At 58.1% G+C, this 26492-nt stretch carries 29 protein-coding genes; 22 read left to right on the forward strand and 7 right to left on the reverse strand.

Annotated elements, in window-relative coordinates; all coding sequences use genetic code 11:
- Window positions 1–6 precede the first annotated feature (6 nt).
- The 13 genes from rplR (at window position 7) to bfr (ending at window position 8258) form a co-directional block, all read left to right on the forward strand.
- Window positions 7–357 carry a 50S ribosomal protein L18 gene (gene rplR / locus ICY20_RS22540; RefSeq protein ID WP_003186037.1) on the forward strand — a complete coding sequence of 117 codons (351 nt, stop codon included), beginning with the start codon at window positions 7–9 and terminating at the stop codon, window positions 355–357.
- A 3-nt stretch (window positions 358–360) separates the two neighbouring features.
- Window positions 361–861 carry a 30S ribosomal protein S5 gene (rpsE, locus tag ICY20_RS22545; RefSeq protein ID WP_003176409.1) on the forward strand — a complete coding sequence of 167 codons (501 nt, stop codon included), beginning with the start codon at window positions 361–363 and terminating at the stop codon, window positions 859–861.
- A 2-nt stretch (window positions 862–863) separates the two neighbouring features.
- Window positions 864–1040, forward strand: a complete 177-nt coding sequence (gene rpmD, locus ICY20_RS22550; protein ID WP_003186033.1) for a 50S ribosomal protein L30 — start codon at window positions 864–866, stop codon at window positions 1038–1040.
- Window positions 1041–1043: 3 nt separating this feature from the next.
- Window positions 1044–1481: a 50S ribosomal protein L15 gene (gene rplO / locus ICY20_RS22555; RefSeq protein WP_003176407.1), complete on the forward strand. Its 438-nt coding sequence runs from the start codon at window positions 1044–1046 to the stop codon at window positions 1479–1481.
- On the forward strand, window positions 1482–2810 hold the full coding sequence (gene secY / locus ICY20_RS22560) for a preprotein translocase subunit SecY (protein WP_003194637.1): 1329 nt from the start codon (window positions 1482–1484) through the stop codon (window positions 2808–2810).
- A gap of 27 nt (window positions 2811–2837) precedes the next feature.
- Window positions 2838–2954, forward strand: coding sequence for a 50S ribosomal protein L36 (rpmJ, locus tag ICY20_RS22565; protein WP_002555468.1), 117 nt, complete (start codon window positions 2838–2840; stop codon window positions 2952–2954).
- A gap of 129 nt (window positions 2955–3083) precedes the next feature.
- The gene (rpsM, locus tag ICY20_RS22570; RefSeq protein ID WP_003194635.1) at window positions 3084–3440 is read left to right on the forward strand and encodes a 30S ribosomal protein S13; all 357 of its coding nucleotides are present in this window, start codon (window positions 3084–3086) and stop codon (window positions 3438–3440) included.
- A gap of 30 nt (window positions 3441–3470) precedes the next feature.
- Window positions 3471–3860 carry a 30S ribosomal protein S11 gene (gene rpsK / locus ICY20_RS22575; RefSeq protein WP_002555466.1) on the forward strand — a complete coding sequence of 130 codons (390 nt, stop codon included), beginning with the start codon at window positions 3471–3473 and terminating at the stop codon, window positions 3858–3860.
- An 18-nt stretch (window positions 3861–3878) separates the two neighbouring features.
- The gene (gene rpsD / locus ICY20_RS22580; protein WP_003210056.1) at window positions 3879–4499 is read left to right on the forward strand and encodes a 30S ribosomal protein S4; all 621 of its coding nucleotides are present in this window, start codon (window positions 3879–3881) and stop codon (window positions 4497–4499) included.
- Between the two features lie 22 nt (window positions 4500–4521).
- On the forward strand, window positions 4522–5523 hold the full coding sequence (locus tag ICY20_RS22585) for a DNA-directed RNA polymerase subunit alpha (RefSeq protein WP_003176403.1): 1002 nt from the start codon (window positions 4522–4524) through the stop codon (window positions 5521–5523).
- Between the two features lie 41 nt (window positions 5524–5564).
- Entirely contained in the window at window positions 5565–5951 is a 387-nt protein-coding gene (rplQ, locus tag ICY20_RS22590; RefSeq protein ID WP_003176402.1) for a 50S ribosomal protein L17, read from the forward strand.
- Window positions 5952–6189: 238 nt separating this feature from the next.
- Window positions 6190–7638: a catalase gene (locus ICY20_RS22595; protein ID WP_194938638.1), complete on the forward strand. Its 1449-nt coding sequence runs from the start codon at window positions 6190–6192 to the stop codon at window positions 7636–7638.
- Window positions 7639–7793: 155 nt separating this feature from the next.
- Window positions 7794–8258 (forward strand): bacterioferritin, encoded by a 465-nt coding sequence (gene bfr / locus ICY20_RS22600; protein ID WP_029299402.1) that lies wholly within the window; start codon window positions 7794–7796, stop codon window positions 8256–8258.
- Window positions 8259–8323: 65 nt separating this feature from the next.
- Here the strand turns inward: bfr and uvrA are convergent, their stop codons facing one another.
- On the reverse strand, window positions 8324–11158 hold the full coding sequence (uvrA, locus tag ICY20_RS22605; RefSeq protein WP_159955821.1) for an excinuclease ABC subunit UvrA: 2835 nt from the start codon (window positions 11156–11158) through the stop codon (window positions 8324–8326).
- 178 nt (window positions 11159–11336) lie between these two features.
- Here uvrA and ICY20_RS22610 point away from each other — a divergent pair, with 178 nt between their 5' ends.
- The 4 genes from ICY20_RS22610 (at window position 11337) to tam (ending at window position 15039) form a co-directional block, all read left to right on the forward strand.
- Complete coding sequence (locus ICY20_RS22610; protein WP_194938639.1) at window positions 11337–12731, forward strand: MFS transporter; 1395 nt, start codon at window positions 11337–11339, stop codon at window positions 12729–12731.
- A 9-nt stretch (window positions 12732–12740) separates the two neighbouring features.
- Entirely contained in the window at window positions 12741–13256 is a 516-nt protein-coding gene (locus ICY20_RS22615) for a single-stranded DNA-binding protein (RefSeq protein WP_003232445.1), read from the forward strand.
- Window positions 13257–13414: 158 nt separating this feature from the next.
- Window positions 13415–14173 carry a DUF4365 domain-containing protein gene (locus ICY20_RS22620; RefSeq protein ID WP_194938640.1) on the forward strand — a complete coding sequence of 253 codons (759 nt, stop codon included), beginning with the start codon at window positions 13415–13417 and terminating at the stop codon, window positions 14171–14173.
- Window positions 14174–14277: 104 nt separating this feature from the next.
- The gene (tam, locus tag ICY20_RS22625) at window positions 14278–15039 is read left to right on the forward strand and encodes a trans-aconitate 2-methyltransferase (RefSeq protein WP_159955827.1); all 762 of its coding nucleotides are present in this window, start codon (window positions 14278–14280) and stop codon (window positions 15037–15039) included.
- 21 nt (window positions 15040–15060) lie between these two features.
- Here tam and ICY20_RS22630 read toward each other — a convergent pair whose 3' ends face one another.
- Window positions 15061–15624, reverse strand: coding sequence for a cysteine hydrolase family protein (locus tag ICY20_RS22630; RefSeq protein WP_159955829.1), 564 nt, complete (start codon window positions 15622–15624; stop codon window positions 15061–15063).
- 97 nt (window positions 15625–15721) lie between these two features.
- On the opposite strand from ICY20_RS22630, the gene ICY20_RS22635 reads away from it, so the two are divergent.
- The 3 genes from ICY20_RS22635 (at window position 15722) to ICY20_RS22645 (ending at window position 18706) form a co-directional block, all read left to right on the forward strand.
- Window positions 15722–16681 carry a GlxA family transcriptional regulator gene (locus ICY20_RS22635; RefSeq protein WP_194938641.1) on the forward strand — a complete coding sequence of 320 codons (960 nt, stop codon included), beginning with the start codon at window positions 15722–15724 and terminating at the stop codon, window positions 16679–16681.
- A 170-nt stretch (window positions 16682–16851) separates the two neighbouring features.
- Entirely contained in the window at window positions 16852–17961 is a 1110-nt protein-coding gene (locus tag ICY20_RS22640) for a DUF3182 family protein (protein WP_194938642.1), read from the forward strand.
- Window positions 17951–18706 carry an alpha/beta hydrolase family protein gene (locus tag ICY20_RS22645; RefSeq protein WP_122486034.1) on the forward strand — a complete coding sequence of 252 codons (756 nt, stop codon included), beginning with the start codon at window positions 17951–17953 and terminating at the stop codon, window positions 18704–18706. Before ICY20_RS22640 ends, ICY20_RS22645 begins: the two co-directional genes overlap by 11 nt.
- Window positions 18707–18834: 128 nt before the next feature.
- On the opposite strand, the gene ICY20_RS22650 is transcribed toward ICY20_RS22645, so the two are convergent.
- From ICY20_RS22650 to ICY20_RS22660, 3 genes are read right to left on the reverse strand one after another with little or no spacing between them, the layout of a single operon-like run.
- The gene (locus ICY20_RS22650) at window positions 18835–19782 is read right to left on the reverse strand and encodes a lysylphosphatidylglycerol synthase domain-containing protein (protein ID WP_159955835.1); all 948 of its coding nucleotides are present in this window, start codon (window positions 19780–19782) and stop codon (window positions 18835–18837) included.
- Entirely contained in the window at window positions 19772–21034 is a 1263-nt protein-coding gene (clsB, locus tag ICY20_RS22655; protein ID WP_194938643.1) for a cardiolipin synthase ClsB, read from the reverse strand. Before clsB ends, ICY20_RS22650 begins: the two co-directional genes overlap by 11 nt.
- Window positions 21031–21810 carry an endonuclease/exonuclease/phosphatase family protein gene (locus tag ICY20_RS22660; protein ID WP_159955839.1) on the reverse strand — a complete coding sequence of 260 codons (780 nt, stop codon included), beginning with the start codon at window positions 21808–21810 and terminating at the stop codon, window positions 21031–21033. Before ICY20_RS22660 ends, clsB begins: the two co-directional genes overlap by 4 nt.
- Before the next feature lie 170 nt (window positions 21811–21980).
- Between ICY20_RS22660 and ICY20_RS22665 the strand changes: the two genes are divergently transcribed.
- Together ICY20_RS22665 and ICY20_RS22670 are read left to right on the forward strand one after the other, a co-directional pair.
- Window positions 21981–24065 (forward strand): mechanosensitive ion channel family protein, encoded by a 2085-nt coding sequence (locus tag ICY20_RS22665; protein WP_194938644.1) that lies wholly within the window; start codon window positions 21981–21983, stop codon window positions 24063–24065.
- An 87-nt stretch (window positions 24066–24152) separates the two neighbouring features.
- A complete protein-coding gene (locus ICY20_RS22670; protein ID WP_194938645.1) occupies window positions 24153–25037 on the forward strand; it encodes a sugar nucleotide-binding protein in 885 nt (294 codons plus the stop codon).
- A 135-nt stretch (window positions 25038–25172) separates the two neighbouring features.
- Here the strand turns inward: ICY20_RS22670 and ICY20_RS22675 are convergent, their stop codons facing one another.
- The gene (locus ICY20_RS22675; protein WP_159955843.1) at window positions 25173–25871 is read right to left on the reverse strand and encodes an OmpW/AlkL family protein; all 699 of its coding nucleotides are present in this window, start codon (window positions 25869–25871) and stop codon (window positions 25173–25175) included.
- A gap of 94 nt (window positions 25872–25965) precedes the next feature.
- Window positions 25966–26487 carry a DUF3299 domain-containing protein gene (locus ICY20_RS22680; RefSeq protein WP_159955845.1) on the reverse strand — a complete coding sequence of 174 codons (522 nt, stop codon included), beginning with the start codon at window positions 26485–26487 and terminating at the stop codon, window positions 25966–25968.
- Window positions 26488–26492: the final 5 nt, after the last annotated feature.

Consider the following 26492-nt stretch of genomic DNA (forward strand, 5'->3'; position numbering starts at 1 on the left):
TAGCAAATGACCGACAAAAAAGTTACTCGACTGCGTCGCGCTCGCAAAGCACGCCTGAAAATGCACGAACTCGAAGTCGTGCGTCTCTGCGTGTTCCGCTCGTCGCAGCACATCTACGCCCAGGTCATCTCGGCCGACGGCAACAAAGTCCTGGCAAGCGCCTCGACTTTGGATAAAGAACTGCGTGATGGTGCCACTGGCAACATCGACGCGGCCACTAAGGTTGGCCAGCTGGTCGCTACGCGTGCTAAGGCCGCCGGCGTCTCGCAAGTGGCTTTCGACCGCTCTGGCTTCAAGTACCACGGTCGCGTGAAAGCGCTGGCTGATGCTGCTCGTGAAGCTGGGCTGGAGTTCTAAGTTATGTCAAATAACGACCAAAAGCGCGACGAAGGCTACATTGAGAAGCTGGTTCAAGTTAACCGCGTAGCCAAAACCGTTAAAGGCGGCCGTATCTTCACTTTCACCGCGTTGACCGTGGTTGGTGATGGTAAAGGCCGTGTTGGCTTCGGCCGTGGCAAGTCGCGTGAAGTGCCTGCTGCGATCCAGAAGGCAATGGAAGCTGCTCGTCGCAACATGATCCAAGTTGATCTGAACGGCACCACGCTGCAGTACGCAATGAAGTCCGCCCATGGCGCTTCGAAGGTGTACATGCAGCCTGCTTCTGAAGGTACCGGTATCATCGCTGGCGGCGCTATGCGTGCTGTCCTCGAAGTTGCTGGTGTTCAGAACGTTCTGGCCAAGTGCTACGGCTCGACTAACCCGGTAAACGTGGTTCACGCCACTTTCAAAGGTTTGAAAGCTATGCAATCTCCTGAGTCCATCGCTGCTAAGCGTGGTCTGACTGTCAAGGAGATCTTCTGATCATGGCTACCGTTAAAGTAACGCTGATCAAAAGCATGACCGGCCGCATCCCTAACCACAAACTGTGTGTTAAAGGTTTGGGTCTGCGTCGCATCGGTCACACTGTAGAAGTCCTGGATACTCCCGAGAATCGCGGGATGATCAACAAGGCTTACTACATGCTGCGTGTAGAGGGTTAATCGATGAAACTCAATGATCTGAGTCCAGCGCCGGGTTCCCGTCGCGAAAAGCATCGTCCGGGCCGTGGTATCGGTAGCGGTTTGGGTAAGACTGGTGGCCGTGGCCACAAAGGTCAAACCTCCCGTTCCGGTGGCACCATCGCTCCAGGCTTTGAAGGCGGTCAACAGCCGCTGCATCGTCGCCTGCCTAAGTTCGGTTTCGTTTCCCTGAAAGCCATGGATCGCGCAGAAGTGCGTCTGTCCGAGCTGGCTAAAGTGGAAGGCGACATCGTTACTGTGCAGACCCTGAAAGATGCCAACGTGATCAACGTCAACGTACAGCGTGTGAAAATCATGCTGTCCGGTGAAGTGACTCGCGCTGTCACTATCGGCAAGGGAATCGGCGCCACCAAAGGTGCGCGTTCGGCTATCGAAGCAGCTGGCGGCAAGTTCGAGGAATAAATGGCTAAGCAAGGTGCTCTCTCAGCGCTCGGCAAAGGCGGTATGTCTGAACTTTGGGCTCGTCTGCGTTTTCTGTTCCTGGCGATTATCGTCTACCGAATAGGCGCACACATCCCGGTTCCAGGTATCAACCCGGACCGACTCGCAGACCTGTTTCGACAGAATGAGGGGACCATTCTTAGCTTGTTCAACATGTTTTCCGGCGGCGCGCTGGAACGGATGAGCATCTTTGCACTGGGGATCATGCCGTACATTTCGGCATCGATTATCATGCAACTGATGACCGCCGTCAGCCCGCAGCTGGAGCAGTTGAAGAAGGAAGGTGAAGCTGGCCGTCGCAAGATTAGCCAGTACACCCGCTACGGCACTGTCGTCCTCGCCTTGGTCCAAGCTATCGGCATGTCCGTTGGTCTGGCAGGGCAGGGCGTTGCGTTCACTGGTGACTTTGGCTTCCATTTCGTCGCGGTATCCACGTTTGTGGCTGGTGCGATGTTCATGATGTGGCTGGGTGAGCAGATTACTGAGCGTGGTGTTGGTAACGGTATCTCGATGTTGATTTTCGCAGGTATCGTCGCCGGTCTTCCGAGAGCAATCGGGCAGTCTTTCGAGTCTGCACGTCAGGGTGATATCAATATCTTCGCTCTGGTTGCCATCGGTTTGCTGGCAGTAGCGATTATCGGTTTTGTGGTGTTCATTGAGCGTGGCCAGCGTCGAATTGCTGTTCACTACGCCAAGCGTCAGCAGGGCCGTAAGGTCTTCGCTGCGCAGACCAGCCACTTGCCGCTGAAAGTGAATATGGCCGGTGTTATTCCGGCAATTTTCGCGAGCAGCATTTTGCTGTTTCCGGCTTCGTTGGGTACCTGGTTTGGTCAGTCTGAAAATATGGGCTGGCTGCAGGACCTCTCTCAGTCGATCGCTCCTGGTCAGCCGTTGAATATTCTGCTGTTTAGTGCAGGGATTATTTTCTTCTGCTTCTTCTATACGGCGTTGATGTTCAATCCGAAAGACGTAGCGGAAAACCTGAAGAAGTCCGGTGCCTTTATTCCGGGCATCCGTCCAGGTGAGCAGTCTGCGCGCTACATTGATGGCGTTCTGACTCGTTTGACCCTGTTCGGTGCTCTATATATGACGGCCGTGTGCTTGCTGCCCCAGTTCCTGGTGGTTGCAGCAAACGTTCCGTTCTACCTTGGCGGGACCTCGTTGCTGATCGTCGTCGTGGTTGTGATGGACTTCATGTCCCAAGTACAATCGCACCTCGTTTCGCACCAGTACGAATCCCTGATGAAGAAAGCCAACCTGAAGGGCTACGGCAGCGGCATGTTGCGCTGAGTACCCATAAGGTTCGAGGAGTTGGTGATGAAAGTTCGTGCATCGGTGAAAAAGCTGTGCCGTAACTGCAAGATTATTCGCCGCGAAGGTGTTGTTCGAGTAATTTGCAGCGCGGAACCGCGTCACAAACAGCGCCAAGGCTGAGTGTGATCCGCTTGAAGCCCGGCAGCTAGTGCGCTGCCGGGTTGATTATTTGTTATTACAGCGATATTATCTCGCGCCCTATTTCTTGGCTTCCGGGGCGTAGGTAGCTGTCAATTGGAGTCCCACTGAATGGCCCGTATTGCAGGCGTTAACATTCCAGATAACAAGCACACTGTTATCTCGCTGACCTACATCTATGGTGTTGGTCGCACTACTGCGCAGAAAATTTGCGCAGTTGCTGGGGTAAACCCAGCCGCTAAGATCAAGGATCTGAGCGACGAGCAGATTGAACAGCTGCGTGGCGAAGTGGCGAAGTTCACCACTGAAGGTGACCTGCGTCGCGAAATCAACATGAAAATCAAGCGTTTGATGGACCTCGGTTGCTATCGCGGTCTGCGTCATCGTCGTGGTCTTCCAGTACGCGGTCAGCGTACCAAGACTAACGCGCGTACCCGTAAAGGTCCGCGTAAGCCGATCCGCAAGTAATCGCCCCAGCGAATCGACAGGAAAATTATCATGGCAAAACCTGCTGCTCGTCCTCGTAAAAAAGTTAAAAAGACAGTGGTTGATGGCATCGCCCACATCCATGCATCTTTTAACAACACAATCGTGACCATCACCGACCGTCAAGGTAACGCGCTGTCTTGGGCTACCTCTGGTGGTTCGGGTTTCCGCGGTTCCCGCAAGTCCACCCCGTTTGCTGCTCAAGTAGCTGCTGAACGTGCTGGTCAAGCTGCGCTGGAATACGGCCTGAAAAACCTCGACGTTAACGTCAAAGGTCCAGGTCCAGGTCGTGAGTCTGCTGTCCGTGCTTTGAACGGCTGTGGCTATAAGATCGCCAGCATCACCGACGTGACGCCAATCCCGCACAACGGGTGCCGTCCGCCGAAGAAGCGCCGCGTGTAATCCAGGAGATTGTAAAGAATGGCTCGTTACATTGGTCCAAAATGCAAACTCGCTCGTCGCGAAGGCACCGATCTCTTCCTGAAGAGCGGCGTGCGCGCGATCGAATCGAAGTGCAACATTGAAGCAGCACCTGGTATCCACGGCCAACGCCGCGGTCGCCAGTCCGACTACGGCACCCAACTGCGTGAAAAGCAGAAGGTCCGTCGTATCTACGGCGTTCTCGAGCGTCAGTTCAGCGGCTACTACAAAGAAGCTGCTGGCAAAAAAGGTGCAACCGGTGAAAACCTGCTGCAACTGCTCGAATGCCGTCTGGACAACGTTGTATACCGTATGGGCTTTGGTTCGACTCGTGCCGAATCCCGTCAGCTGGTATCGCACAAATCCGTAAGCGTAAACGGCCAAACCGTTAACGTCCCGTCTTACCAGGTTCGTGCTGGTGACGTGGTCGCGATTCGCGAGAAAGCAAAAAACCAACTTCGCATTGTCCAAGCTCTCGATCTGTGTGCCCAACGTGGCCGCGTAGAATGGGTAGAAGTAGACACTGAGAAGAAGTCGGGCGTTTTCAAGAACGTTCCTGCTCGCAGTGATCTGTCCGCCGACATCAACGAAAGCCTGATTGTCGAGCTCTACTCCAAGTAAGGGCTAGAAAATAGGTGCATCCATGCAGATTTCGGTAAATGAGTTCCTGACACCCCGCCACATTGATGTGCAGGTTGTCAGTCCAACCCGCGCCAAGATCACTCTCGAGCCTCTCGAGCGTGGTTTTGGCCACACCCTGGGCAACGCGCTGCGCCGCATCCTGTTGTCCTCAATGCCCGGCTGTGCAGTAGTCGAGGCCGAGATTGACGGTGTGCTCCACGAGTACAGCGCCATCGAAGGTGTACAGGAAGACGTAATTGAAATCCTGTTGAACCTTAAAGGTCTGGCTATCAAGCTGCACGGCCGTGACGAAGTTACGCTGACCTTGTCGAAGAAGGGTTCGGGGGTGGTTACCGCTGCCGATATTCAGCTGGATCATGATGTCGAGATCGTTAACCCCGATCACGTAATCGCTAACCTGGCGTCTAACGGCGCCCTGAACATGAAGCTCACCGTAGCTCGTGGTCGTGGTTATGAACCGGCCGACTCGCGTCAGAGCGATGAAGACGAAAGCCGCAGCATTGGTCGCTTGCAGCTTGACTCTTCGTTCAGCCCGGTTCGCCGTATCGCATACGTGGTGGAAAACGCCCGTGTCGAGCAGCGTACTAACCTGGACAAGCTGGTTATTGATCTGGAAACCAACGGTACTCTGGATCCTGAAGAGGCTATTCGCCGCGCTGCAACCATTCTGCAACAGCAGTTGGCTGCGTTCGTCGACCTCAAAGGTGACAGCGAACCAGTGGTAATCGAGCAGGAAGACGAGATCGATCCGATCCTGCTTCGCCCGGTTGACGATCTGGAACTGACTGTACGTTCGGCTAACTGCCTTAAGGCGGAAAACATTTACTACATCGGCGACCTGATTCAGCGTACCGAAGTAGAACTGTTGAAGACTCCGAACCTGGGCAAGAAATCCTTGACTGAAATCAAGGACGTTCTGGCCTCCCGCGGTCTGTCCCTCGGCATGCGCCTCGACAACTGGCCGCCTGCAAGTCTTAAGAAGGACGACAAGGCGACTGCCTGATCGTCGTAATCACCGAACGTGAGTTTGGTAAGGAATGAACCATGCGTCATCGTAAAAGTGGTCGTCACCTGAGCCGTACCAGCTCGCACCGCAAGGCCATGTTTCAAAACATGGCGGTGTCGCTGTTCGAGCACGAGCTGATCAAAACTACACTGCCGAAAGCTAAAGAACTGCGTCGCGTTGCTGAGCCGCTGATCACTTTGGCCAAGACAGACAGCCTGGCTAACCGCCGTCTGGCTTTCGACCGTACTCGTTCGAAAGCTATCGTTGGTAAGCTCTTCAACGACCTGGGCAAGCGTTACGCTACCCGTGAGGGTGGCTACCTGCGCATCCTCAAGTGCGGCTTCCGCGCTGGCGACAACGCGCCTATGGCGTACGTCGAGTTGGTTGATCGTGCTACTGCCGGCGAAGCTGTAAGCGCCGAGTAAGACGACAGTCTGCAACGAAAAACCGGGCCTTGTGCCCGGTTTTTTGTGCGCGTAATAAAAGCGCCATCTGTACAAGCTTCCCAAGGTAGTGCTCAGCACTATGGATGCTGGAGTTGTTGGTAGTAATTTTCTATTGAAGCCTGCAATTTAATGAATTTGTGGGTGTCATGTTGATGATCAATACTCTCCACCAAGCCGATTAGCCGGCAGTTCCAAGCCCGACCTGAGGAATACGCACATGAGCCAGAATAAAATCCTTACCACCGCCAGCGGTGCTCCCGTTGCGGACAACCAGAACTCCCGCTCCGCTGGCCCTCGTGGCCCGTTGCTGCTCGACGATTTTCATCTGATCGAGAAGCTTGCTCACTTCAACCGTGAAAACATTCCTGAGCGCCGTGTGCACGCTAAAGGTTCGGGAGCGTACGGTACGTTCACGGTGACGAAAGACATTACCCAATACACCAGCGCTAACCTATTTGCCTCTGTTGGCAAGCAGACTCCGACGTTTCTGCGTTTCTCCACCGTAGGCGGTGAGCGTGGTTCTGCGGACACCGAGCGTGACCCGCGTGGCTTCGCCTTGAAGTTCTACACTGAAGAGGGTAACTGGGACATCGTGGGCAACAATACCCCCGTGTTCTTCATCCGTGACCCGCTGAAATTCCCCGACTTTATCCACACCCAGAAGCGCCTGCCGCAAAGCAACCTGAAAAGTGCGCAAATGATGTGGGACTTTTGGTCGCACTCTCCAGAGGCGCTGCACCAGGTCACCATTCTTTTTTCTGACCGTGGCATCCCTGATGGCTACCGCCACATGCACGGCTTCGGTAGCCACACCTACAGCCTGATCAACGCCAGCGGCGAGCGTCATTGGGTGAAATGGCACTACAAAACCAAACAAGGTATCAAGAACTTGGCGCCAGCTGAGGCGGCACGTCTTGCAGGCAGCGATCCGGATTACGCTCAGCGCGATCTGTTCGGTGCGATTGAGCGCGGTGATTTCCCGAAATGGCGTGTCTGCATCCAGATCATGACCGAGGCCCAGGCCAACGCTCATTACGAAAACCCGTTTGACGTGACCAAAACCTGGTCGCAGAAGGAGTTTCCGTTGATCGAAGTGGGCGAGCTTGAACTCAACCGCAATCCACAGAACTACTTTGCTGAAGTTGAGCAGGCTGCGTTCGGCCCAAGCAATATGGTTCCAGGCGTCGGCCTCTCACCGGACCGTATGCTGCAAGGTCGTGTATTCGCTTATGCAGATGCCCACCGCTACCGCGTTGGCACCAACCACCAGCAATTGCCGGTGAATGCGCCGCGCAACCCGGTGAACAGCTACCAGCGCGACGGTTCGATGGCATTCGGCAGTAACGGCGGTGCCGCCCCCAACTACGAGCCAAATAGCTACGCGGATGCACCCAAGCAAGCACCGCAGTATGCCGAGCCTGCCTTGCCCCTTAGCGGCGCTGCTGATCGCTACGATCACCGCGAGGACACTGACTACTACAGCCACGCCGGCGCACTGTTCCGCCTGATGAGTGACGAGCAGAAAGCCTTGCTCACCAGCAACATCGCCGGGGCAATGAGCGGTGTTTCCAGTGACGTGGTTCAGCGTCAATTGCAGCACTTCTACAAGGCCGACTCGGCTTATGGAGAAGCAATCGCAAAGGCACTGGGTGTATCGCTTAACTGACTCTAAACGATAAGCAGAACCGCCCTCATTTGGGCGGTTTTTGCGTTATTTCAGCCACTTCTCTCAGGAAATGTTCACTTTTCTGCCGTTGATCCCGTGACCTGCGGGTCATCATGGTTCAAACTACTGACTTTCAAGTAGGGAGATGTAGGGCGATGCAAGGTCACCCCGACGTAATCGATTACCTCAACACGTTGCTGACGGGCGAACTGGCAGCTCGTGACCAATATTTCATCCATTCGCGCATGTACGAAGACTGGGGCTTTACCGAGCTCTACGAGCGTATCAACCACGAAATGGAAGAAGAGGCACAGCACGCCGACGCACTGATGCGCCGTATCCTGATGCTCGAGGGCACGCCGCGTATGCGTCCCGACGACCTGGATACCGGCACCACGGTGCCTGAGATGCTCGCCAGCGACTTGCGCTTGGAGTACAAGGTGCGTGCCGCACTGTGCAAGGGCATCGAGCTCTGCGAGAAGCACAACGACTATGTCACCCGCGAAATTCTGCGCGTGCAACTGAACGATACCGAAGAAGATCACACCTACTGGCTGGAAAAGCAGTTGGGCCTGATCAAGCTGATCGGCCTGGAGAATTACCTGCAATCGCAGTTCTGATTCCCGGTTACAAAAAAGCCCCTGTCACTGCGAAGTGACAGGGGCTTTTCATTGGGGCCTATAAATCAGGCCCGGTCGCGTTCCAACAACGGTTTCAAGTAGTAACCGGTATGGGATTGCGGCATCTCGGAGACCTGCTCCGGCGTACCCACCGCAATGATCTGGCCGCCCTTGGAACCGCCCTCAGGCCCAAGGTCTACCAGCCAGTCGGCCGTCTTGATCACGTCCAGGTTATGCTCGATCACAACCACCGTGTTGCCGTGGTCGCGCAGTCGGTGCAATACGTCCAGCAACTGCTGGATATCCGCGAAGTGCAGGCCAGTGGTCGGCTCATCGAGGATGTACAGGGTTTTGCCTGTGTCACGTTTGGACAGCTCACGCGACAGCTTCACCCGTTGCGCTTCACCGCCGGACAACGTGGTCGCCGATTGCCCCAGCTTGATATACGACAGGCCCACGTCCATCAGCGTCTGCAGCTTGCGCGCGAGCGCCGGCACCGCATCGAAGAACACCCGAGCTTCCTCGATCGTCATCTCCAGCGTTTCGTGGATGTTCTTGCCCTTGTACTTGATCTCAAGCGTTTCACGGTTATAGCGTTTGCTCTTGCACACATCACACGGCACGTAGATGTCTGGCAGGAAGTGCATCTCAACCTTGATCAAGCCATCGCCTTGGCACGCTTCGCAACGCCCGCCCTTGACGTTGAACGAGAAACGACCTGGCCCATAGCCCCGTGAGCGGGACTCCGGCACGCCTGCAAACAGTTCGCGAATCGGTGTGAACAACCCGGTATACGTCGCCGGGTTTGAGCGCGGTGTGCGGCCAATTGGGCTCTGGTCGATGTCGACTACTTTATCCAGATGCTCCAGGCCCTTGATGCTGTCGTGCGCTGCGGCTTCCAGGGTCGTCGCGCCGTTCAAGGCAGTGGCACTCAGCGGGAACAGCGTATTGTTGATCAGCGTCGATTTACCCGAGCCTGAAACACCGGTGACGCAGGTGAGCAGACCCAGGGGGATCTCAAGATCCACATTACGCAGGTTGTTGCCACGCGCGCCCTTGAGGTGCAACGCAAGCTTCTTGTTACGCGGCGTGCGCTTGGCCGGTACTTCGATCTTCACACGGCCAGACAGGTATTTGCCGGTCAAGGAATCGGGGTGCGCCATGACTTCGGCCGGTGTGCCCTCGGCCACAATATGCCCGCCATGCACGCCCGCGCCGGGGCCGATATCAACTACGTAATCTGCCAGGCGAATCGCGTCTTCGTCGTGCTCCACCACAATCACGGTGTTACCGATGTCCCGTAGGTGTTTCAGTGTGCCCAGCAGGCGATCGTTATCCCGCTGGTGCAGGCCAATCGACGGCTCATCGAGGATGTACAGCACGCCCACCAACCCGGCACCAATTTGACTGGCCAGACGAATACGCTGCGCCTCACCACCGGATAGCGTATCGGCACTACGGTCCAGCGACAGGTAATCGAGGCCGACGTTGACCAGGAACTGCAACCGCTCACGAATTTCCTTGAGGATCTTGTCGGCAATTTCTCCACGGCGCCCCGTCAGCTTCAGTCCACCAAAGTACTCACAGGCATCGCCAATCGGCAGGTTGGTCACCGCCGGCAGTGTCTTCTCACCCACCCACACATGCCGCGCTTCACGACGCAGACGAGTGCCCCGGCAATCCGGGCAAGGCTGGGTGCTGAGGAATTTCGCCAGCTCTTCGCGTACGCTCGCCGATTCTGTCTCGCGGTAGCGGCGATCCAGGTTCGGCACAATCCCTTCGAACGGGTGGGAGCGTTTGACGATGTCGCCCCGGTCGTTCAGGTACTTGAAGTCAACATTCTGCGAGCCGCTGCCATGCAAGATGACTTTCTGCTGCTCGGCTGGCAATTCGTTGAAGGGCACTTCCAGGCTGAACTTATAGTGGGATGCCAACGACCCAAGCATCTGAAAGTAATAGACGTTACGTCTGTCCCAGCCACGTATCGCCCCCTCTGCCAGCGTCAGGTCGCCATTGACCAGGCGCTTGATGTCGAAAAACTGCTTAACCCCTAAGCCATCACAGGTTGGGCATGCGCCAGCCGGGTTGTTGAAGGAAAACAGCTTGGGTTCCAGCTCGCTGATGGCGTGCCCGCAGATTGGGCAGGCGAAACGTGCGGAGAAGATGATCTCTTCGCCCGGCTCGTCGTCCATCGGCGCCACCAGCGCAATACCGTCAGCCAGCTTCAACGCGGTCTCGAACGACTCCGCCAGGCGCTGTTGCAGGTCAGCCCGCACCTTGAAGCGGTCGACCACCACATCAATGGAGTGCTTCTTCTGTTTGTCGAGTTTCGGGGCTTCATCCAGCTCATAGAGCTTGCCGTTGATGCGCGCTCGCACAAAACCCTGCGCCCGCAGCTCTTCGAAAACAGAAAGGTGTTCACCCTTGCGCTCGCGAATCACCGGTGCCAGCAACATCAGCTTGGCGCCTTCCGGCTGGGCCAGCACCAGGTCGACCATCTGGCTGACGGTCTGGGCTTCCAATGGAATATCGTGATCAGGGCAACGGGGAATACCCACGCGCGCATACAGCAGGCGCAGGTAGTCGTAGATTTCGGTGATGGTGCCCACGGTGGAGCGTGGGTTATGGGAGGTCGATTTTTGTTCGATGGAGATCGCCGGCGACAGGCCTTCGATGGTGTCGACGTCGGGTTTTTCCATCATCGACAGGAACTGGCGGGCGTAGGCCGACAGTGATTCCACATAGCGACGCTGGCCTTCGGCATACAGCGTGTCAAACGCCAGGGACGATTTACCGGAGCCGGACAAGCCGGTGATGACGATCAGCTTGTCCCGGGGCAGGGTCAGGTCGATGTTCTTCAGGTTGTGGGTTCTAGCCCCACGAATCAGGATCTTGTCCAAGATGGCCTCGCACGGCGGGCGTAAATAATGCCGGAGTATACGGCTAAAGACTGGATGAATATACACTGCCAAAGTGCCGGGTGCAGCCTTACATGAAAGCTGCGCGGCAAAGCGCCGCATATACCCTCTCAATCGATGGGACTGGTAGAATCGCCGCCGGTTCACACGAGGTTTTTCCATGCACGATCCCCACAGCGAACGCATGAGTAGCGGCGAGACCCGAGCGGCAAGCGGTCTGGCCCTGGTGTTCGCCTTCCGTATGCTTGGCATGTTCATGGTGTTGCCCGTGCTGGCGACCTATGGAATGGATCTCGCAGGTGCAACCCCCGCGCTGATCGGCCTGGCCATTGGCGCCTATGGTCTGACTCAAGCGCTGTTCCAGATTCCGTTTGGGATCATTTCCGACCGCATCGGCCGCCGCCCGGTGATTTACCTGGGGTTGATCGTGTTTGCCCTTGGCAGTGTGTTGGCCGCCCAATCGGATTCGATCTGGGGCGTGATTGCTGGCCGCGTCCTACAGGGGGCCGGGGCGATTTCGGCAGCCGTGATGGCGCTTCTGTCAGACCTGACTCGCGAACAGCACCGCACCAAGGCCATGGCCATGATCGGCATGACTATCGGCCTGTCGTTTGCCGTCGCCATGGTGGTCGGGCCTCTATTGACCAGCGCGTTCGGTCTGCATGGCTTGTTCCTGGCCACCGGCGGCATGGCGTTGTTCGGTATCGTGATCGTCGCATTTATGGTGCCGCGCTCTACCGGCACGTTGCAGCACCGAGAATCGGGCGTTGCGCGCAAGGCATTGTTGCCGACGCTCAAGCATCCCGACCTGTTGCGCCTCGATTTAGGTATCTTCGTATTACACGCGATGCTGATGTGCAGCTTCGTCGCCTTGCCCCTGGCGCTGGTGGAAAAAGCCGGCCTGCCCAAGGAACAGCACTGGTGGGTCTACCTCACGGCACTGCTGATTTCGTTCTTCGCCATGATCCCGTTCATCATCTATGGCGAGAAACGACGCAGGATGAAACATGTGCTAATCGGCGCCGTCGCGACATTGATGCTCACTGAACTATTCTTCTGGCAGTTCGGCGATAGCCTGCGGGCACTGGTAATCGGCACGGTGGTGTTCTTCACCGCGTTCAACCTGCTGGAAGCTTCGTTGCCTTCGCTGATCAGTAAGGTTTCACCGGCCGGCGGCAAGGGCACGGCAATGGGGGTGTATTCCACCAGCCAGTTCCTGGGTTCTGCACTGGGCGGCATCATGGGTGGCTGGATGTTCCAGCATGGCGGTTTGTCGGTTGTGTTCCTCGGATGCGCTGGCCTTGCTGCACTTTGGTTGGCCTTTGCTGTTACCATGCGCGAACCTCCATACGTCACAAGCCTGCGCCTGCCGTTGTCGCCCGAAGCAATTCGTGAAGCCGGCCTGGTAGAGCGCCTGAAGGCCGTTGTTGGGGTAACAGATGCGGTAGTGATCGCCGAAGAAGCCGCCATCTACATCAAATTGGACACCGAATTATTGGATCGCGCGACGCTTGAGCAACTGGTCAACCCAGTGCCGACAGCGCGCCCAGCCTAGGAGAACGTTATGGCCCGTGGGGTTAACAAAGTCATATTGGTCGGTACATGCGGCCAGGATCCCGAAGTTCGCTACTTGCCTAACGGTAACGCCGTGACCAACCTGAGTCTGGCGACCAGCGAACAGTGGACCGACAAGCAAACCGGCCAGAAGGTCGAGAAAACCGAATGGCACCGTGTGTCGATGTTCGGCAAGGTTGCAGAGATCGCCGGTGAATACCTGCGTAAAGGTTCGCAGGTCTACATCGAGGGCAAGCTGCAAACCCGCGAGTGGGAAAAAGACGGTATCAAGCGTTACACCACCGAAATCGTGGTCGACATGCAAGGCACCATGCAATTGCTGGGCGGCCGTCCACAGGGCGACCAACAGGGCCAGGGCGGCATGTCCAACTCGGCGCCTCGCCCACAGCAGTCGCGTCCGCAGCCAAGCCAGCAGCCTCAGCGTGAGTCGCGTCCAGCGCCACAGCAGGCTGCTCCGCAACCGGCTCCGGATTTCGACAGCTTTGATGACGATATCCCGTTCTAGGATATAGCCCAGAATCAGGGCGTAAAGTTTTACCCTGAAAGCCCCGGTGCATAAGCATCCGGGGCTTTTTATTTGGCGGGGAAAAGTGAAACCTGCACAGCTGCCCACGCTGTGCTTTGTATGATAAAAGCCGATTTTGGATGGAGATCACATTAGCAATGATGACGTTACCGAAACGGCCAGCCTCTCACATCATTGGGAATCTGGCGGAGGCTTTGGTGGAACGGGCTATTACTGCCAGGGGGTGGGTATATCGCAGGCTGGAAAAAGACAAAGACTACGGCATCGATGGCGAGGTTGAAGTGTTCAGCCCGAGTGGCGATGCAACGGGGATCATCTTCAAGGTTCAAGTAAAAGGCTCCCGCAAGATCTTGCGAAAACTCACGCTTAAGCAAAGCACCGAAAACTACCTTTCTGTCTCGCCTCTTCCTGTGTTTTTTTTCGTGGTTGAAGTGGGCAGCGGCGCAATCAGATTTCTCCTGGCTGAGCGTGATAGGGCAGGCCAGGGGGCGATCAGTCTGGATGATGCTGACGAGTTGGATGACAGCGGCTTCGAACTGTTGGAAGAGATTGCCGGTGAGCATTGCGGCGCTTGCGTCATGATGTCTGATTACACGTTACACAATGCGTCGGCGCAGCTAATCCGGTGCCTCGATTTGTTACTGAATTTTGGTGGTGATGTGGAAGCCATGGTCAAGTGGTTGCGCTTTTTTGCGCCGGACGACGTGTTAACGCTTTCTTATGGCTACGCAGTGCACTTAAAGCGTGAAATGAAGCGCGACGACGGGTTGCTGGGGAGAATCCGTGAGTGGGTGATCGAGTTTTTCCCTGAGCGGCAGGAAGATATCGATAAGGCCATCGCTGCATTTCAACGTGGGGACGTGGTCGGAAGGCGTCTGGAGGTTGCTCACCTTTGATTCATTTCGGCTGTACTTGCCCTGTCTGAAAACTACGCTGTGTTTGTTCTGCAAGGTTACAAGATTTAGGCTGTGCTCCCCCCTTAAAAGGAAGGAACGCCGCGATGACCTGGTCTGCCAAGCAATACACACTGTTTGAACAACAGCGCACCCGTCCCGTCCGTGATTTGATCGCGGCGATTGCTAACACCCAGGTGCGCAATGCGGTTGATCTGGGATGCGGCCCTGGTAATTCCACCCAAGTGCTGGCCGAACGTTTCCCCGCGGCCCAGGTCACCGGCCTGGACAGCTCCGACGACATGCTGGCCGACGCCCGCAAACGCCTTCCGGCGCTGAACTTCGAGCTGGCTGATATCGGTGCCTGGAGCCCGGCGCAACCCTTGGATGTGATCCTGGCCAACGCTTCCCTGCAATGGTTGCCAGATCACGCCACGCTTTATCCGCATCTGGTCAACCAACTGGCACCGGGCGGTACGCTGGCGGTGCAAACCCCGGACAATCTCGACGAGCCCGCCCACCGTCTTGCTCGCGAAGTCGCGGCCGATGGCCCGTGGGCCGCCAAAATCGGTGCGGTGAAACACAACGAACGCCACGCCGCGAGCTACTACTACGAACTGCTGAGCAAACATTGCAGCACTGTTGATGTGTGGCGCACTACGTATCTGCATCCACTGGCCGACCACGCCGCCGTGGTAGAGTGGTTCAAGGCATCCGCACTGAGGCCATACCTCGCGCCGTTAAACGACGCTGAAAAAACCGCATTCCTACAGGAATACCAGGCGCGGATTACCCAGGCTTACCCAGCCTTGGCCGATGGCACCGTATTGCTGCCATTCCCACGCCTGTTCATCATCGCTGTCCGCTAACCCCAACAAGACAAGTGGTGGTCATGCCGCCGCCGCTTGCGCCTTCAGATAGTCATCTGCCGACACCACGCCCGCATACCCGAAGGCCAGTGACGCCATATACGCCCCGTGCACCTGCGCCGCCGGAATCACCTGCCCGTTGAATTCCAAGTCCCGAGTGGCGCACGCGTCATGAATTACCGTGACGGTGTAGCCAAGATCGGCCGCCGCCCGCACCACGCCATCGATGCACATATGGCTCATGCTGCCGACCACCACCAGTTCGGTGATGCTGCGTTGTTCCAGCAGGGCGCGTAGATTGGTTTCTCGAAACGCGTTCACAAAGTGTTTAAGCACTACCGGCTCATTACCTTCGTTCAGTACCTTGCCATGCAGGTGTGCGCCCTCGGAGCCTGGGGTAAAAAACGGCGCGTCTTCGGAGGTGAACTCGTGGCGCACGTGAATCACCGCATCCCCAGCCTGGCGAAACGCCTGCAGCACTTTGGCTGCTTTGTCGGCTGCGGCTTCCACTCCGTCAAGTGGCCACTTGCCCTGGGGGAAGTAGTCGTTCTGGATATCGATTAGGATGAGCGCTTGCTTGGCCATGGGTATTGCCTCGTGATGGGTTGATGGGCCCCAGTATCTTAGCTGGCGCCTGCATTGGGGATTGGCTGCACCGACAATAACAGGGGGAAAACTGACAATGGCGGTCGTTGAGCTGGGCGTGTTGATTTACCAAGGGGCACAACTGGCCGCCGTGCATGGCCTGACCGACCTGTTTGGCGTGGCCAACCGCATTGCCGCCGAGCATCAGTCCGCGCAACTTCCCCTGTTGCGGGTCAGCCATTGGCAGGTAGACGCCACCGGCAAACCTGCACGGGTATTCGACAGCCATCCCGGTCCCGAGCAACCGATGATGGCCGTGCTGGTGCCGCCCTCGATTGGCGAATTCACCGAAGAACAAGCGCCGCCCGCACTGCTTGAATGGCTTCGCCAGCAACACGCGACAGGCACGGTGCTGGGCGGTGTGTGCATCGGTTCAATCATGCTGGCGCGCAGTGGTTTGTTGGATGGGCGCAGCGCCACCACCCACTGGTCGTCGGCAAAATCCTTCACGACCCTTTACCCCAATGTGCGCTTGGAAGCAGATAAACCCATCGTCGATGACGGCGACCTGATTACCACCGCCGGTCTGATGGCCTGGTCCGAACTGGGCCTGCGCCTGGTGGATCGCCTGATGGGGCCGAGCATCGCCGCCGACACCGCGCGTTTCCTGGTGATCGAGCACAGTGATAGCGCCAGCCAGTGCGGCAGCAACTTCGCGCCGATCCTCGGCCATGGCGACGGCGCGATTCTCAAGGTTCAGCATTGGTTGCAAGCCAGCGGAGCAGTGGAGGTGTCTGTCGCCACCATGGCGCAAGAAGCTGGGTTGGAGGAACGCACCTTCCTGCGCCGCTTTCGCACGGCCACAGGCTTGAAACCCACCGAATACTGCCAACACCTGCGCGTGGGCAAGGCCCGGCAAATGCTCGAATTCACCAACGGCACCATCGACCATATCGCCTGGACCGTGGGCTACCAAGACCCCAGCGCCTTTCGTGTGATCTTCAAGAAGATCACGGGCTTGGCCCCCAGCGACTACCGCAGCCGTTTTGGCGTTTGAATCGTGCAGAACACGGCCAAAAAAAGCGTCGTCGTGCAGAATAAGACAGGCCAACTGCCATCGCTTTTTCAACAACTGACTGATTTTGAAGTCTTCTTTATCCACAGCGCCTTGGCCTGATCCCTGCACCTTTCCTCCTACACTAATGGCCTGATAGCCAAGGGGGACGCATGACCCCAATCCAACGCAAGAAGCTGGTGGTGGCCCACTCCACGCGAGATGGCGCGCCCCTGCACGAGGTCGAAACCAATCGCGCCCTGGCGCGCTGGCTGGCGCAGATCCTCGGGCTCAAGTTTGGCGGCAGCTACGATCTTGATCTGCATGCGAATCGCGAGTTGTACCTGTTGCCCACGCAAACCCTGGTAGGCCCCGCTCAAGCCCGCGCACTTCATATAAAAGGCCCCGAGGATCTATGGGGCGGCTATGTCGATCACGATTTCATCGCCACCAAAGCGATTAGCCATGGGCTGCTCAGCCCGCAGGCAAGCGCCCCTGAAGGCTGGTCGCCGCTGTTTTGCGAGCGTGTTCGAAAAGTGGTGTTGAAGGGGCTCAGCGTTTTCGCCCTCGAGGACGCCCGGCCCGCCGCCACTCGTTTGCTCGACTGCGGCCCCGTGCGTCTGAAACCCGTGCACGCCTGCGCCGGGCGCGGCCAGGAAGTTATCCACAACCTCAAGGAACTCGACGCCGTGTTGGCGCGGCCCGATGCGGGAAAACTCTTCAACGAGGGCGTAGTGTTTGAGCAAGACCTGCAGGATGTGATCACCCACAGCGTCGGTCAAAGCTTCATTGGCGATCACGTCATCAGCTACTGCGGCGAGCAATACCTGACTCAGGACGGGCAGGGCGAAGACGTCTACGGCGGCTCCAACCTGCTGGTGGTGCCGGGCTACTACGAGGACCTGCTCACACTCGGCTTGCCCGAAGACGTGCGCCTGGCCATCCAGCAAGCCCAAGTGTTCGACAGGGCGGCTGATGAAGCTTACCCAGGCTTCTATGCTTCACGGCGTAATTACGACATCGCCCAAGGCCTCGACAGCAAGGGCCAACGCCGCAGCGGCGTGCTCGAGCAATCCTGGCGCATGGGCGGGGCCAGCAGCGCGGAGGTCGCGGCGCTGCAAAGTTTTATCAACAACCCGGGCTTGCGCGCGATTCATGTGTCCTCGGTAGAGACCTACGTGGACCAGGCGCTGCCCGCGGATGCCATCGAGGTGTACCGCGGCCCGGCCGAAAACAGCGACTTTCTTCTCAAGTACGTGACGGTTAAATCTTATGACGGCTAGAAGCGAAAGCATTGCGATCGATATCGACGACGAACAGATGAGCGGCACCTTCCTGAGCCCCAAATCCAAAGTCCCCGGTGTGCTGTTTGTGCACGGTTGGGGCGGTAGCCAGGAGCGCGACCTTGAGCGCGCCAAGGGCATTGCCGGCTTGGGATGTGTGTGCCTGACGTTCGACCTGCGCGGCCATGCTGGCACCGGTATTCCGCTGTCACGCGTTACCCGCGAAGACAACTTGCGCGACCTGTTGGCGGCCTACGACCGGCTGCTGTCTCACCCGGCCATCGACACTTCAGCCGTGGCGGTGGTGGGCACCAGTTATGGCGGTTACCTAGCGGCGATTCTCACCACACTACGCCCGGTGCGCTGGCTGGCACTGCGGGTGCCGGCGCTGTACCGCGACCAGGAATGGCTCAAGCCCAAGCGTGATTTGGACAAGATCGACCTGATGGATTACCGCAGTACGCTGGTAAACGCCGAGACCAATAGGGCCTTGCATGCCTGCGCGAAATTTACCGGGGATGTCTTGATCGTCGAATCGGAGACCGACGACCACGTGCCCCATGCCACGATCATGAGCTACCGTGCGGCGTGCCAGCAGACTCACTCACTGACCCATCGGATTATCGATGGGGCGGATCATTCGCTGAGCGATCCGGTGTCGCAGCAGGCGTATACCTCGATCCTGGTGGACTGGATTACCGAGATGGTGGTGGGAGAGCGGTTGAGCATTATCCAGGCTCAATAATTAGGGTGTTCTTGAAATTGCCATCGGGGGCAAGCCCCCTCCCACATTTGAATGTATTCCAACATGAGAATGCATTCCCCTGTGGGAGGGGGCTTGCCCCCGATAGCGCCAGACCAGTCACCCCAATCTCAAGCCGGCGCCTTTTTAACCCGCAACGCCTTCGCCTTGGCCTCCACCCCCAGGTACATCACCAACGCAATCAGCAACGGCAAAATAAAGTAGATCGCCCGGTAAGCAATCAACCCCGCCAGCAGACTGCCCCGCGACGCCTCATGTTGCAGCAACCCGATAAACACCGCTTCCAGCACCCCAAGCCCGGCCGGGATATGGGTGATCACGCCCGCTATGGCGCTGATCAGCAACACCCCCAGCACCAACGGATAATCCAACTTGGCCGGCAGCAGCGTAAAGATCACCGCCGCCATCAGCGACCAGTTCAGCGCACCCAACGCCAACTGCAAGCAGGCCATGCGCACCGATGGCAGGTTGATCTCCATGCCGCGAACCGACCACGCGCGTTTTTTCGAAAATTGGCAGGCCGCCAAATAACCGAGGCTGAGCAGTACCAACACAGCGCCAATACCCTGCAATGCAACGGTACTGATCTTCCAACCCGGCGGCATGGTTACCAGGCCGCTGCTGAAAATCACCCCGGCCAGCGCCATGTAGCCAAACCAATTGGTCGCCAAACTCAAGCCCAGGATCTTGGCGATATTGCCGGTGCTCACCCCCAGCCGCGAATACAGCCGATAGCGCATGGCAATGCCGCCCACCCACGCGCTCAGGTTGAGGTTGAACGCATAGCTGATGATGCCCACCGGCAAGATTTGCTTCCAGGTCAGATCCTGGCGGATGTAGGTGCGGCCGATCAGATCGAAGCTGGCATACACCAGAAAACTGCACAGCGTCACAGCACCTGCAATCAGCAAGGTGCGCAGTTTGAAGTCAGCCAGGGTCTGCACCACTTCGCTCCAGTCGATGCGCCGGGCGAGCAGGGTGAACAACACAATCAGCGCCAGGAAGAACACCACGGTCAGTGGTTTCTTCCAACGTTTGAAACGGCTTTCAGAGGTCATGGACCTGGCCCTCAAATGGCTTCAAACGCGGTTTGTGCGCGGGCAACCAACCGGTCATCGCCGGGAAGTGGCGCATCACATGAAACACCAAAAAGCCTACGGTCAGTCGCCAGAGCCATAACCTCGGCTTGCGGTTTTCCGGCATGGTCTGGCAGTGGTCGTGGGCGAGGACTTGCAAGCGTTCAAAGAGCTGTTGATTGAACGCACGGTCGCGAATCAGCACGTTGGCTTCCAGGTTTAACGACAGGCTCAAGGGGTCGAGGTTGCTTGAACCCACGGTGCTCCACTCGTCATCCACCAGCGCGACTTTGCCGTGCAGTGGGCGCTGGCAATATTCGTGGATCACCACGCCGTCCTTGAGCAAATAGTCATAGAGCATGCGCGCCGCCAGCTTGGCCAGCAGCACGTCGGGTTGGCCCTGCATGATCAATTGCACCTGCACGCCACGCCGCGCAGCGTTGCGGATCTCTCGCAGCAGACGGTAGCCCGGGAAGAAGTACGCGTTAGCGATCACCACGCGGTTTTGCGCCTGGCTCAACGCGTGGATATACGCTTCTTCTATGTCGTCGCGGTGTTGCACATTGTCGCGATAGATCAGGCGAACCAGCCCGTCGCCGTTATCGGTCGACCACGCTGAAGGCCGTTGCTGGCGCCGCCGCCAACCGCGCCGCGTGCGCACCTGGCGGCCGCTTTGGGCCAGGGCAAAATGATGCAGGTCGGCCACCGCCGGGCCGGTCACCTGCACGGCATAATCCTGTTTGGCTTCGGGGCCGAAGTCCCCCAGGTGGTCGGCCGAGAAATTGATCCCACCGATAAACGCCACAGTCGCGTCCACCACCACAATCTTGCGATGCAGGCGGCGAAACCAGTTGGTGCGAATGCCGAATGTCTTGGAGGCCGGGTCGAACATCTGCACGGTCACCCCGGCATCCGCCAATTCACCGAGAAACCCTGGGCTCAACTCCCCGCAGCCAAAGCCGTCGAGGCTGACCACCACTTTTACGCCCCGTTGCGCGGCGTCGATCAGAATGCGCTGCAGCTCATGGCCGACCTTGTCTTCGAATACAATAAAGGTCTCCAGCAAAATCTCGCGCTGCGCCCCGCGCAAGGCATCAAACACAGCGGGGAAATACGCCTCGCCGTTCTCCAGCAACTGCACCTGATTGCCGCTTTGCCAGCCGTAATCCAGGTCGCGGGCCTTGGCTTCGTTCGGCGGCTGGTCGGTGGCGATGTGTTCCACGGCGACGTTCATAGCTCGATCTCCACCGAGAGGGGCACATGGTCCGACAAATGGGACCATGGCCGAGTCGTTAGCACGCGGGGGTTGTGCACCTTCAGGTTGCGCACATAAATGCGGTCCAGCGGCAGTAATGGCAGGCGCGCGGGAAAGGTTCGTGCAGGCTTGCCGTGGGTTTCGACAAACACTTCCCTGAGGCCGCTCTGACTCAGGTCGGCCTTCTGGCGCCAGTCATTGAAATCGCCGGCCACCACCAGCGGCGCATCGGCCGGGATCTCGCTGATGCGCTGTTCCAGCAAGCGCAATTGCTGCTGGCGGTGCACTTCGCGCAGGCCCAGGTGGATGCAGATCGCGTGCACCTCTTGCCCGGTGCCCGGCAGGCGCAGCACGCAATGCAGCAAGCCACGGTTTTCATGGCCGCTTTGGGAGATATCAAGGTTGTCGTAGCGCACGATCTGGAATTTTGACAGCACCGCGTTGCCATGATCGCCATGGGGGTAGACCGCATTGCGCCCGTAGGCGAACTGCGGCCAGATGCTATCGGCGAGGAACTCATACTGCGGCATATTCGGCCAGTCGCTGTAACGCTGCGGGTGGCGTTCGTGGGTGCCGTGTATTTCCTGCAAAAACACCATGTCGGCGCCCACACTGCGCACCGCTTCACGCAGCTCGGGCAGGATGAATCGCCGGTTCAGGGCGGTAAAGCCCTTATGGATATTGACCGTCAGCACCGTGAAGCGAGTGATGGCGACGCTGGGGGTGATGGGCACCGCGTCGGGAATCGCAGCCATGGTTGCTCCTGAGAGAGAGTGGGGGCCTGGCCCCCGTTTATGGCTGACTGTGATTTTTGGCGGAAAGTTTCCGGCGTCCTACAGACGGCATAAACATGACGACATCGGGGAACGATCAAGCCTTAAACCCGTCAGTTCCTTACAGACCCTTCTGTAAGGAGCCCGGTGTTTTGCTCAATCTCAAGACTGCGTTACTGCTCGGTGCGCTGCTGTTTTGTGGCAGCGGTGCGCTGCAAGCCGCTGCCACCGCGCCGGAGCCCGAAGCACCCGCTCAGCCGGAATTGCTGGTAGAGGGCGGGTTGCTCGGCGCTATCAGCTCCAGCATCGACAGCGTGCAAGACAAACTCGACCTCAACCAGAACCTTATCGACGCCTGGCGCTTGCGTGCCGATCGTGCGGCAGATGAAGTCGGGCGGCTGGTGGATCAGACGTCCGAGCGTTCGCCTTGGACCGTGGCCGGTAACTTTCTGCTGTTGTCGGGCGTGTGGATCGGCGCCTTCACCGTGTTGACGTTGCTCGGGCGCTTTATCGTGCAGCGTTTGAACCGACGTGGCTTTATCGAGCAACGCGAGCGCCTGCAAGGGGTGCTCGGTTATGTGGTGCCCTACACGATCCCCGCGCTGATCTGCCTGCCATTGACCCTCTACGTCAGCCACTTTCTGCCGACCTCGATAGGCCGTGCGTTGGCGCTGTGTTTCGCCTATGCCACCAGCAGCGGCATCTTTTCCACGTCGATGCTGTTGTGCGTCATCGTTATGTTCAACGTCGGGCACAAGCGCCCGGCGGTGCAGATTATTCGCGACTACTGCCCCAAGCCGCTGTTTCTGATCGGCTTCCTCGCGGCCCTCAGCGACGCATTGACCAGCCCGCAGATCGCCCGGCAATTGGGCGGCAATATCACCAGCAGTGTTGCGGTCTTCACCGGCCTGTTTGCGGCGGTGATCTTTGGCGTGCTGGTGGTGCGCCTGCGCCGGCCGGTGGCCCATTTGATTCGCAATCGGCCGTTGGCCCAGCGCCTCAAACACCCGGCGCTGCAACAGTCGCTGCGGGTATTTTCGGGGTTGTGGTATTGGCCGATCCTGTTGATGGTGTTGGTCTCGGCGATCAACTTGATCGGCGCTGGCGACGATAACCAGAAGGCTTTGCGGTGTGCGCTGTTCACCACGATCTTGCTGATTGGTACGGTTTTCCTGAGTACGGTGTTGCAGCATCTGTTCAAGTCCCGCAGCCAGGTGGCGATTCAGCGCAGCAGTGCCTACAAAGAGCGCTTCCTGAGCCTGCTGCACGCGATTTTGCGCATTGCGATGGCCATCGCGTTTATCGAGATTCTCGGGCGTATCTGGGGGGTGTCGCTGTTTGAGTTCGCCGAGCGCAACTCCATTGGCCGGGCGATCAGCGACTCCCTTAGCAGCATCGGCTTGATCCTGCTGATGACCTGGCTGTTTTGGGTGGTGCTCGACACGGCAATTCAGGAAGCGCTGAAACCCCCGGTAAACAAACGCTCCAATCGCCAGCCCAGCACGCGGGTGAAAACCATCCTGCCGCTGGTGCGCAATGCGGTGAAGATCATTTTGGTGGTGATCTGTGCAATTACGACCATGGCCAACCTGGGCATCAACGTCGCGCCGCTGCTGGCGGGTGCGGGCGTGGTCGGCCTGGCCATCGGTTTCGGCTCGCAACAGCTGGTGCAGGACGTGATCACCGGCCTGTTCATCATCATCGAAGACACCCTGTCGATCGGCGACTGGGTGGTGCTCGACTCGGGCCATGCCGGTACGGTCGAAGGGCTGACCATCCGCACCCTGCGCCTGCGCGACGGCAAAGGCTTTGTGCATTCGGTGCCGTTCGGGCAGATCAAGGCGGTCACCAACCAATCGCGGCAATTTGCCTATGCGTTCTTCTCGGTACAGTTCACCTACGAAACCGATGTGGATAAAGCCGTGGAGTTAATCCGCGAGGCGGGGCAGTCGATTCGCGACGATGTGTTTCTCAAGTACAACCTGCAAGGGCCGCTGGAGGTGTTTGGCGTCGACAAGATGGACCTCAATGGCGTGGTGCTCACGGCGCAGTTCCGCACGGTGTCGGGGGGGCAATATGCGGTGAGTCGGGCCTTTAACCAACGGCTGAAAAAGCTTGTGGATAACTGCGCCGAGGTGCAGTTCGCGCAGACTTATCCACAGCAGGTTGTGGTGCCCCAGCGAGCGGCCCTTGAGCATGAACCCTTGGATACCGGGGCGAAGATAGTTAATCCGTGACGGTTGCGCTACAAACCCGCAAAATGCAACGATTCAGGCAACTACTTAAATAGCCATCGTTCCACACTGACCGGGCCTGCTTAATCTATGCGAATGCGCCTTATGTTACTGGGCGGCGGGAATGCCCTCGGGCAGGCGCTGATTCGCCTCGGTGCAGAGGAAGATATCGGTTTCCTCGCACCCAAACCGCCCCAAGACGGCTGGGATGCCGCGAGCCTTACCCAATTGCTCGACGACACCCGTCCCGATGCGTTGATCAACCTCGCCTACTATTTCGACTGGTTCCAGGCCGAAGCTGTCAGCGAAACCCGCCTGGCTTCCCAGGAGTTCGCCATCGAACGCCTGGCTGAACTGTGCCAGCACCACACCATTACCTTGTTGCAACCTTCCAGCTATCGCGTGTTCGATGGCTCCCGCGCCACCGCTTATAGCGAGAAAGACGAGCCGGTGCCCTTGGGCCAGCGCGGCCAGGCGTTATGGCGTATCGAGCAGAGCGTGCGCGCCACCTGCCCGCAACATGTGTTGCTGCGGTTTGGCTGGTTGTTGGATGACAGTGTCGACGGTACCCTCGGCCGCTTCCTGGCCCGGGCCGAAAAGCCGGATGAATTACTAATGGCCGATGACCGTCGCGGCAACCCGACGCCGGTCGACGATGCCGCGCGAGTGATCATCTCGGTGCTCAAGCAACTGGATTGCGCGGCGCCGCTGTGGGGCACCTATCACTACGCCGGCCAAGAGGCGACCACGCCGTTGGCGCTGGGCCAGGCGATCCTCACCGAAGCGCGCAACTACCACCCGCTGGCCATTGAATCGCCCACCGCCCAGGCCCACGCGGCACGGCCGGATGCGAGCGATGAGCCGCAACATGCGGTGCTGGCTTGCAAGAAGATCCTGCACACTTTTGGTATCAAGCCACGGGCGTGGCGGGCGGGGTTGCCGGCGTTGTTGGACCGTTACTACCGCCATACCTGAAGAAATAGAGAGCCAAATGTGGGAGGGGGCTTGCTCCCGATAGCGGTGAATCAGTCAATAAATCAGTGACTGACAACCCGCTATCGGGAGCAAGCCCCCTCCCACATTTGCTATGCGGTGTTTGTTGGATCTCAGTTAGAACTTGTAACCAATACCCACCATGTAAACCATCGGGTCCACGTCCACATTGACCTTGGCACGCGTGCCTGGCGCCACGGCGTTGTTTTCCACGGTAGCCTTGGTGCTGATGTCGATATAACGCGCCTGGGCGTTGATCATCCATTTATCGTTGATCATGTAGTCCGCACCGATCTGCGCGGCCCAACCCCAGGAGTTTTCAGCCTTGAAGTTGCTGAAGCCTTCGCCCTGGGCGCGGCTGCCCACGTGTTCGTCGTAGATCCAGGTGTAGTTGATACCGGCGCCGACGTAGGGTTGGAACGCGGACTTGTTGTCCAGCGGGTAGTACACGACGCTCAGGGTCGGCGGCAGGTGTTTCAGGGTGCCGAGCTTGCCGTTGGCGGCACCGAGGGCGGTGCCCTTGATCTTCACGTCATGCTCGAACGGTGTGGCGGCGAGCAGTTCGATACCGACGTGATTGGTCAGCATGTAGGCGAAGTTAAGGCCCAGTTGGGTGTCGCTGCTCATGGTCGCCTTGCCGCCCAGGTTGGTGCCCGCCAGCGGGCCCTGGTCAACCTTGACGTGGCCGCTGTCAGCCTTCGGGTTCACGGTGATTGCACCGGCGCGAACCAGAATGTCGCCCGCTTCGTGAGCGTGTGCAACGGGGGCGACGAGGGCGAGCGCGAAGAGGGACGCGCCGAGCAGAGACTTGTTCATGGGAGCTCCAAAGGACGTTTAAAAGTTGTAGGTCCAATGGTAAAGATCGTTCCGCTCGGTCTTTTGACTCAGCTCAATGAAAGGGCGATCAGCCTTATTCGGGCAGCTCGTACATGTAAATCTTCTCGGCTTCCATCTGGTAACCGGCGTCGGCCAGTTCGCTGCTGGAGGGTTTGACCTGCATCGCGCCTTCGATCCAATACGGCTGGTACAGCTCATCGAGCTTCACGCCGACTTCGCTTTTGACATGCACAATCTGGTTGGACGGCGGTGGCGGCACATGGATGCACGCGCCGAAATACGGCACCAGCAAAAATTCAGTGGTGCGGCCTTCTTCGCTGACTTCCAGCGGCACGATGTACCCCGGCAGGCGGATGTGCTTGCCGTCCAGGGCCTGTACCACTGGCGCGTTGGGCAGGTCTTGCTTGGCCGCCGGCGCTGCTTCGACCGACAAGGCATCGGCCATGTTCGACAGGTCGTGCAGCGGTTTCATATTGGGCACTTCCGGCGGTGCATCCGCCGGGATCATCTCTTGCCACGACAAATCCTTGGGCTGCTCCTCGGCCCACGCGGGCACGCCCACCAGCAATAACAATGCAAACAGCGCACGACGCATCGCAG

The sequence above is a fragment of the Pseudomonas pisciculturae genome (genome assembly GCF_015461805.1).
Lineage (GTDB): Bacteria > Pseudomonadota > Gammaproteobacteria > Pseudomonadales > Pseudomonadaceae > Aquipseudomonas > Aquipseudomonas pisciculturae.

Bases quoted from the DNA above. Each gene is read 5' to 3' on its own strand.
- ICY20_RS22635 (WP_194938641.1), top strand. From the start codon at position 15,722: ATGGCGGTCGTTGAGCTGGGCGTGTTGATTTACCAAGGGGCACAACTG.
- clsB (WP_194938643.1), bottom strand. From the start codon at position 21,034: ATGAACGTCGCCGTGGAACACATCGCCACCGACCAGCCGCCGAACGAA.
- tam (WP_159955827.1), top strand. From the start codon at position 14,278: ATGACCTGGTCTGCCAAGCAATACACACTGTTTGAACAACAGCGCACC.
- rplQ (WP_003176402.1), top strand. From the start codon at position 5,565: ATGCGTCATCGTAAAAGTGGTCGTCACCTGAGCCGTACCAGCTCGCAC.
- ICY20_RS22650 (WP_159955835.1), bottom strand. From the start codon at position 19,782: ATGACCTCTGAAAGCCGTTTCAAACGTTGGAAGAAACCACTGACCGTG.
- ICY20_RS22670 (WP_194938645.1), top strand. From the start codon at position 24,153: ATGCGAATGCGCCTTATGTTACTGGGCGGCGGGAATGCCCTCGGGCAG.
- ICY20_RS22610 (WP_194938639.1), top strand. From the start codon at position 11,337: ATGCACGATCCCCACAGCGAACGCATGAGTAGCGGCGAGACCCGAGCG.
- rplR (WP_003186037.1), top strand. From the start codon at position 7: ATGACCGACAAAAAAGTTACTCGACTGCGTCGCGCTCGCAAAGCACGC.
- ICY20_RS22630 (WP_159955829.1), bottom strand. From the start codon at position 15,624: ATGGCCAAGCAAGCGCTCATCCTAATCGATATCCAGAACGACTACTTC.
- ICY20_RS22675 (WP_159955843.1), bottom strand. From the start codon at position 25,871: ATGAACAAGTCTCTGCTCGGCGCGTCCCTCTTCGCGCTCGCCCTCGTC.
- rpmD (WP_003186033.1), top strand. From the start codon at position 864: ATGGCTACCGTTAAAGTAACGCTGATCAAAAGCATGACCGGCCGCATC.
- ICY20_RS22620 (WP_194938640.1), top strand. From the start codon at position 13,415: ATGATGACGTTACCGAAACGGCCAGCCTCTCACATCATTGGGAATCTG.
- ICY20_RS22615 (WP_003232445.1), top strand. From the start codon at position 12,741: ATGGCCCGTGGGGTTAACAAAGTCATATTGGTCGGTACATGCGGCCAG.
- ICY20_RS22680 (WP_159955845.1), bottom strand. From the start codon at position 26,487: ATGCGTCGTGCGCTGTTTGCATTGTTATTGCTGGTGGGCGTGCCCGCG.
- rpsM (WP_003194635.1), top strand. From the start codon at position 3,084: ATGGCCCGTATTGCAGGCGTTAACATTCCAGATAACAAGCACACTGTT.
- rpsK (WP_002555466.1), top strand. From the start codon at position 3,471: ATGGCAAAACCTGCTGCTCGTCCTCGTAAAAAAGTTAAAAAGACAGTG.
- rpsD (WP_003210056.1), top strand. From the start codon at position 3,879: ATGGCTCGTTACATTGGTCCAAAATGCAAACTCGCTCGTCGCGAAGGC.
- rpsE (WP_003176409.1), top strand. From the start codon at position 361: ATGTCAAATAACGACCAAAAGCGCGACGAAGGCTACATTGAGAAGCTG.
- rplO (WP_003176407.1), top strand. From the start codon at position 1,044: ATGAAACTCAATGATCTGAGTCCAGCGCCGGGTTCCCGTCGCGAAAAG.
- rpmJ (WP_002555468.1), top strand. From the start codon at position 2,838: ATGAAAGTTCGTGCATCGGTGAAAAAGCTGTGCCGTAACTGCAAGATT.
- ICY20_RS22585 (WP_003176403.1), top strand. From the start codon at position 4,522: ATGCAGATTTCGGTAAATGAGTTCCTGACACCCCGCCACATTGATGTG.
- secY (WP_003194637.1), top strand. From the start codon at position 1,482: ATGGCTAAGCAAGGTGCTCTCTCAGCGCTCGGCAAAGGCGGTATGTCT.
- ICY20_RS22640 (WP_194938642.1), top strand. From the start codon at position 16,852: ATGACCCCAATCCAACGCAAGAAGCTGGTGGTGGCCCACTCCACGCGA.
- ICY20_RS22660 (WP_159955839.1), bottom strand. From the start codon at position 21,810: ATGGCTGCGATTCCCGACGCGGTGCCCATCACCCCCAGCGTCGCCATC.
- ICY20_RS22645 (WP_122486034.1), top strand. From the start codon at position 17,951: ATGACGGCTAGAAGCGAAAGCATTGCGATCGATATCGACGACGAACAG.
- bfr (WP_029299402.1), top strand. From the start codon at position 7,794: ATGCAAGGTCACCCCGACGTAATCGATTACCTCAACACGTTGCTGACG.
- ICY20_RS22595 (WP_194938638.1), top strand. From the start codon at position 6,190: ATGAGCCAGAATAAAATCCTTACCACCGCCAGCGGTGCTCCCGTTGCG.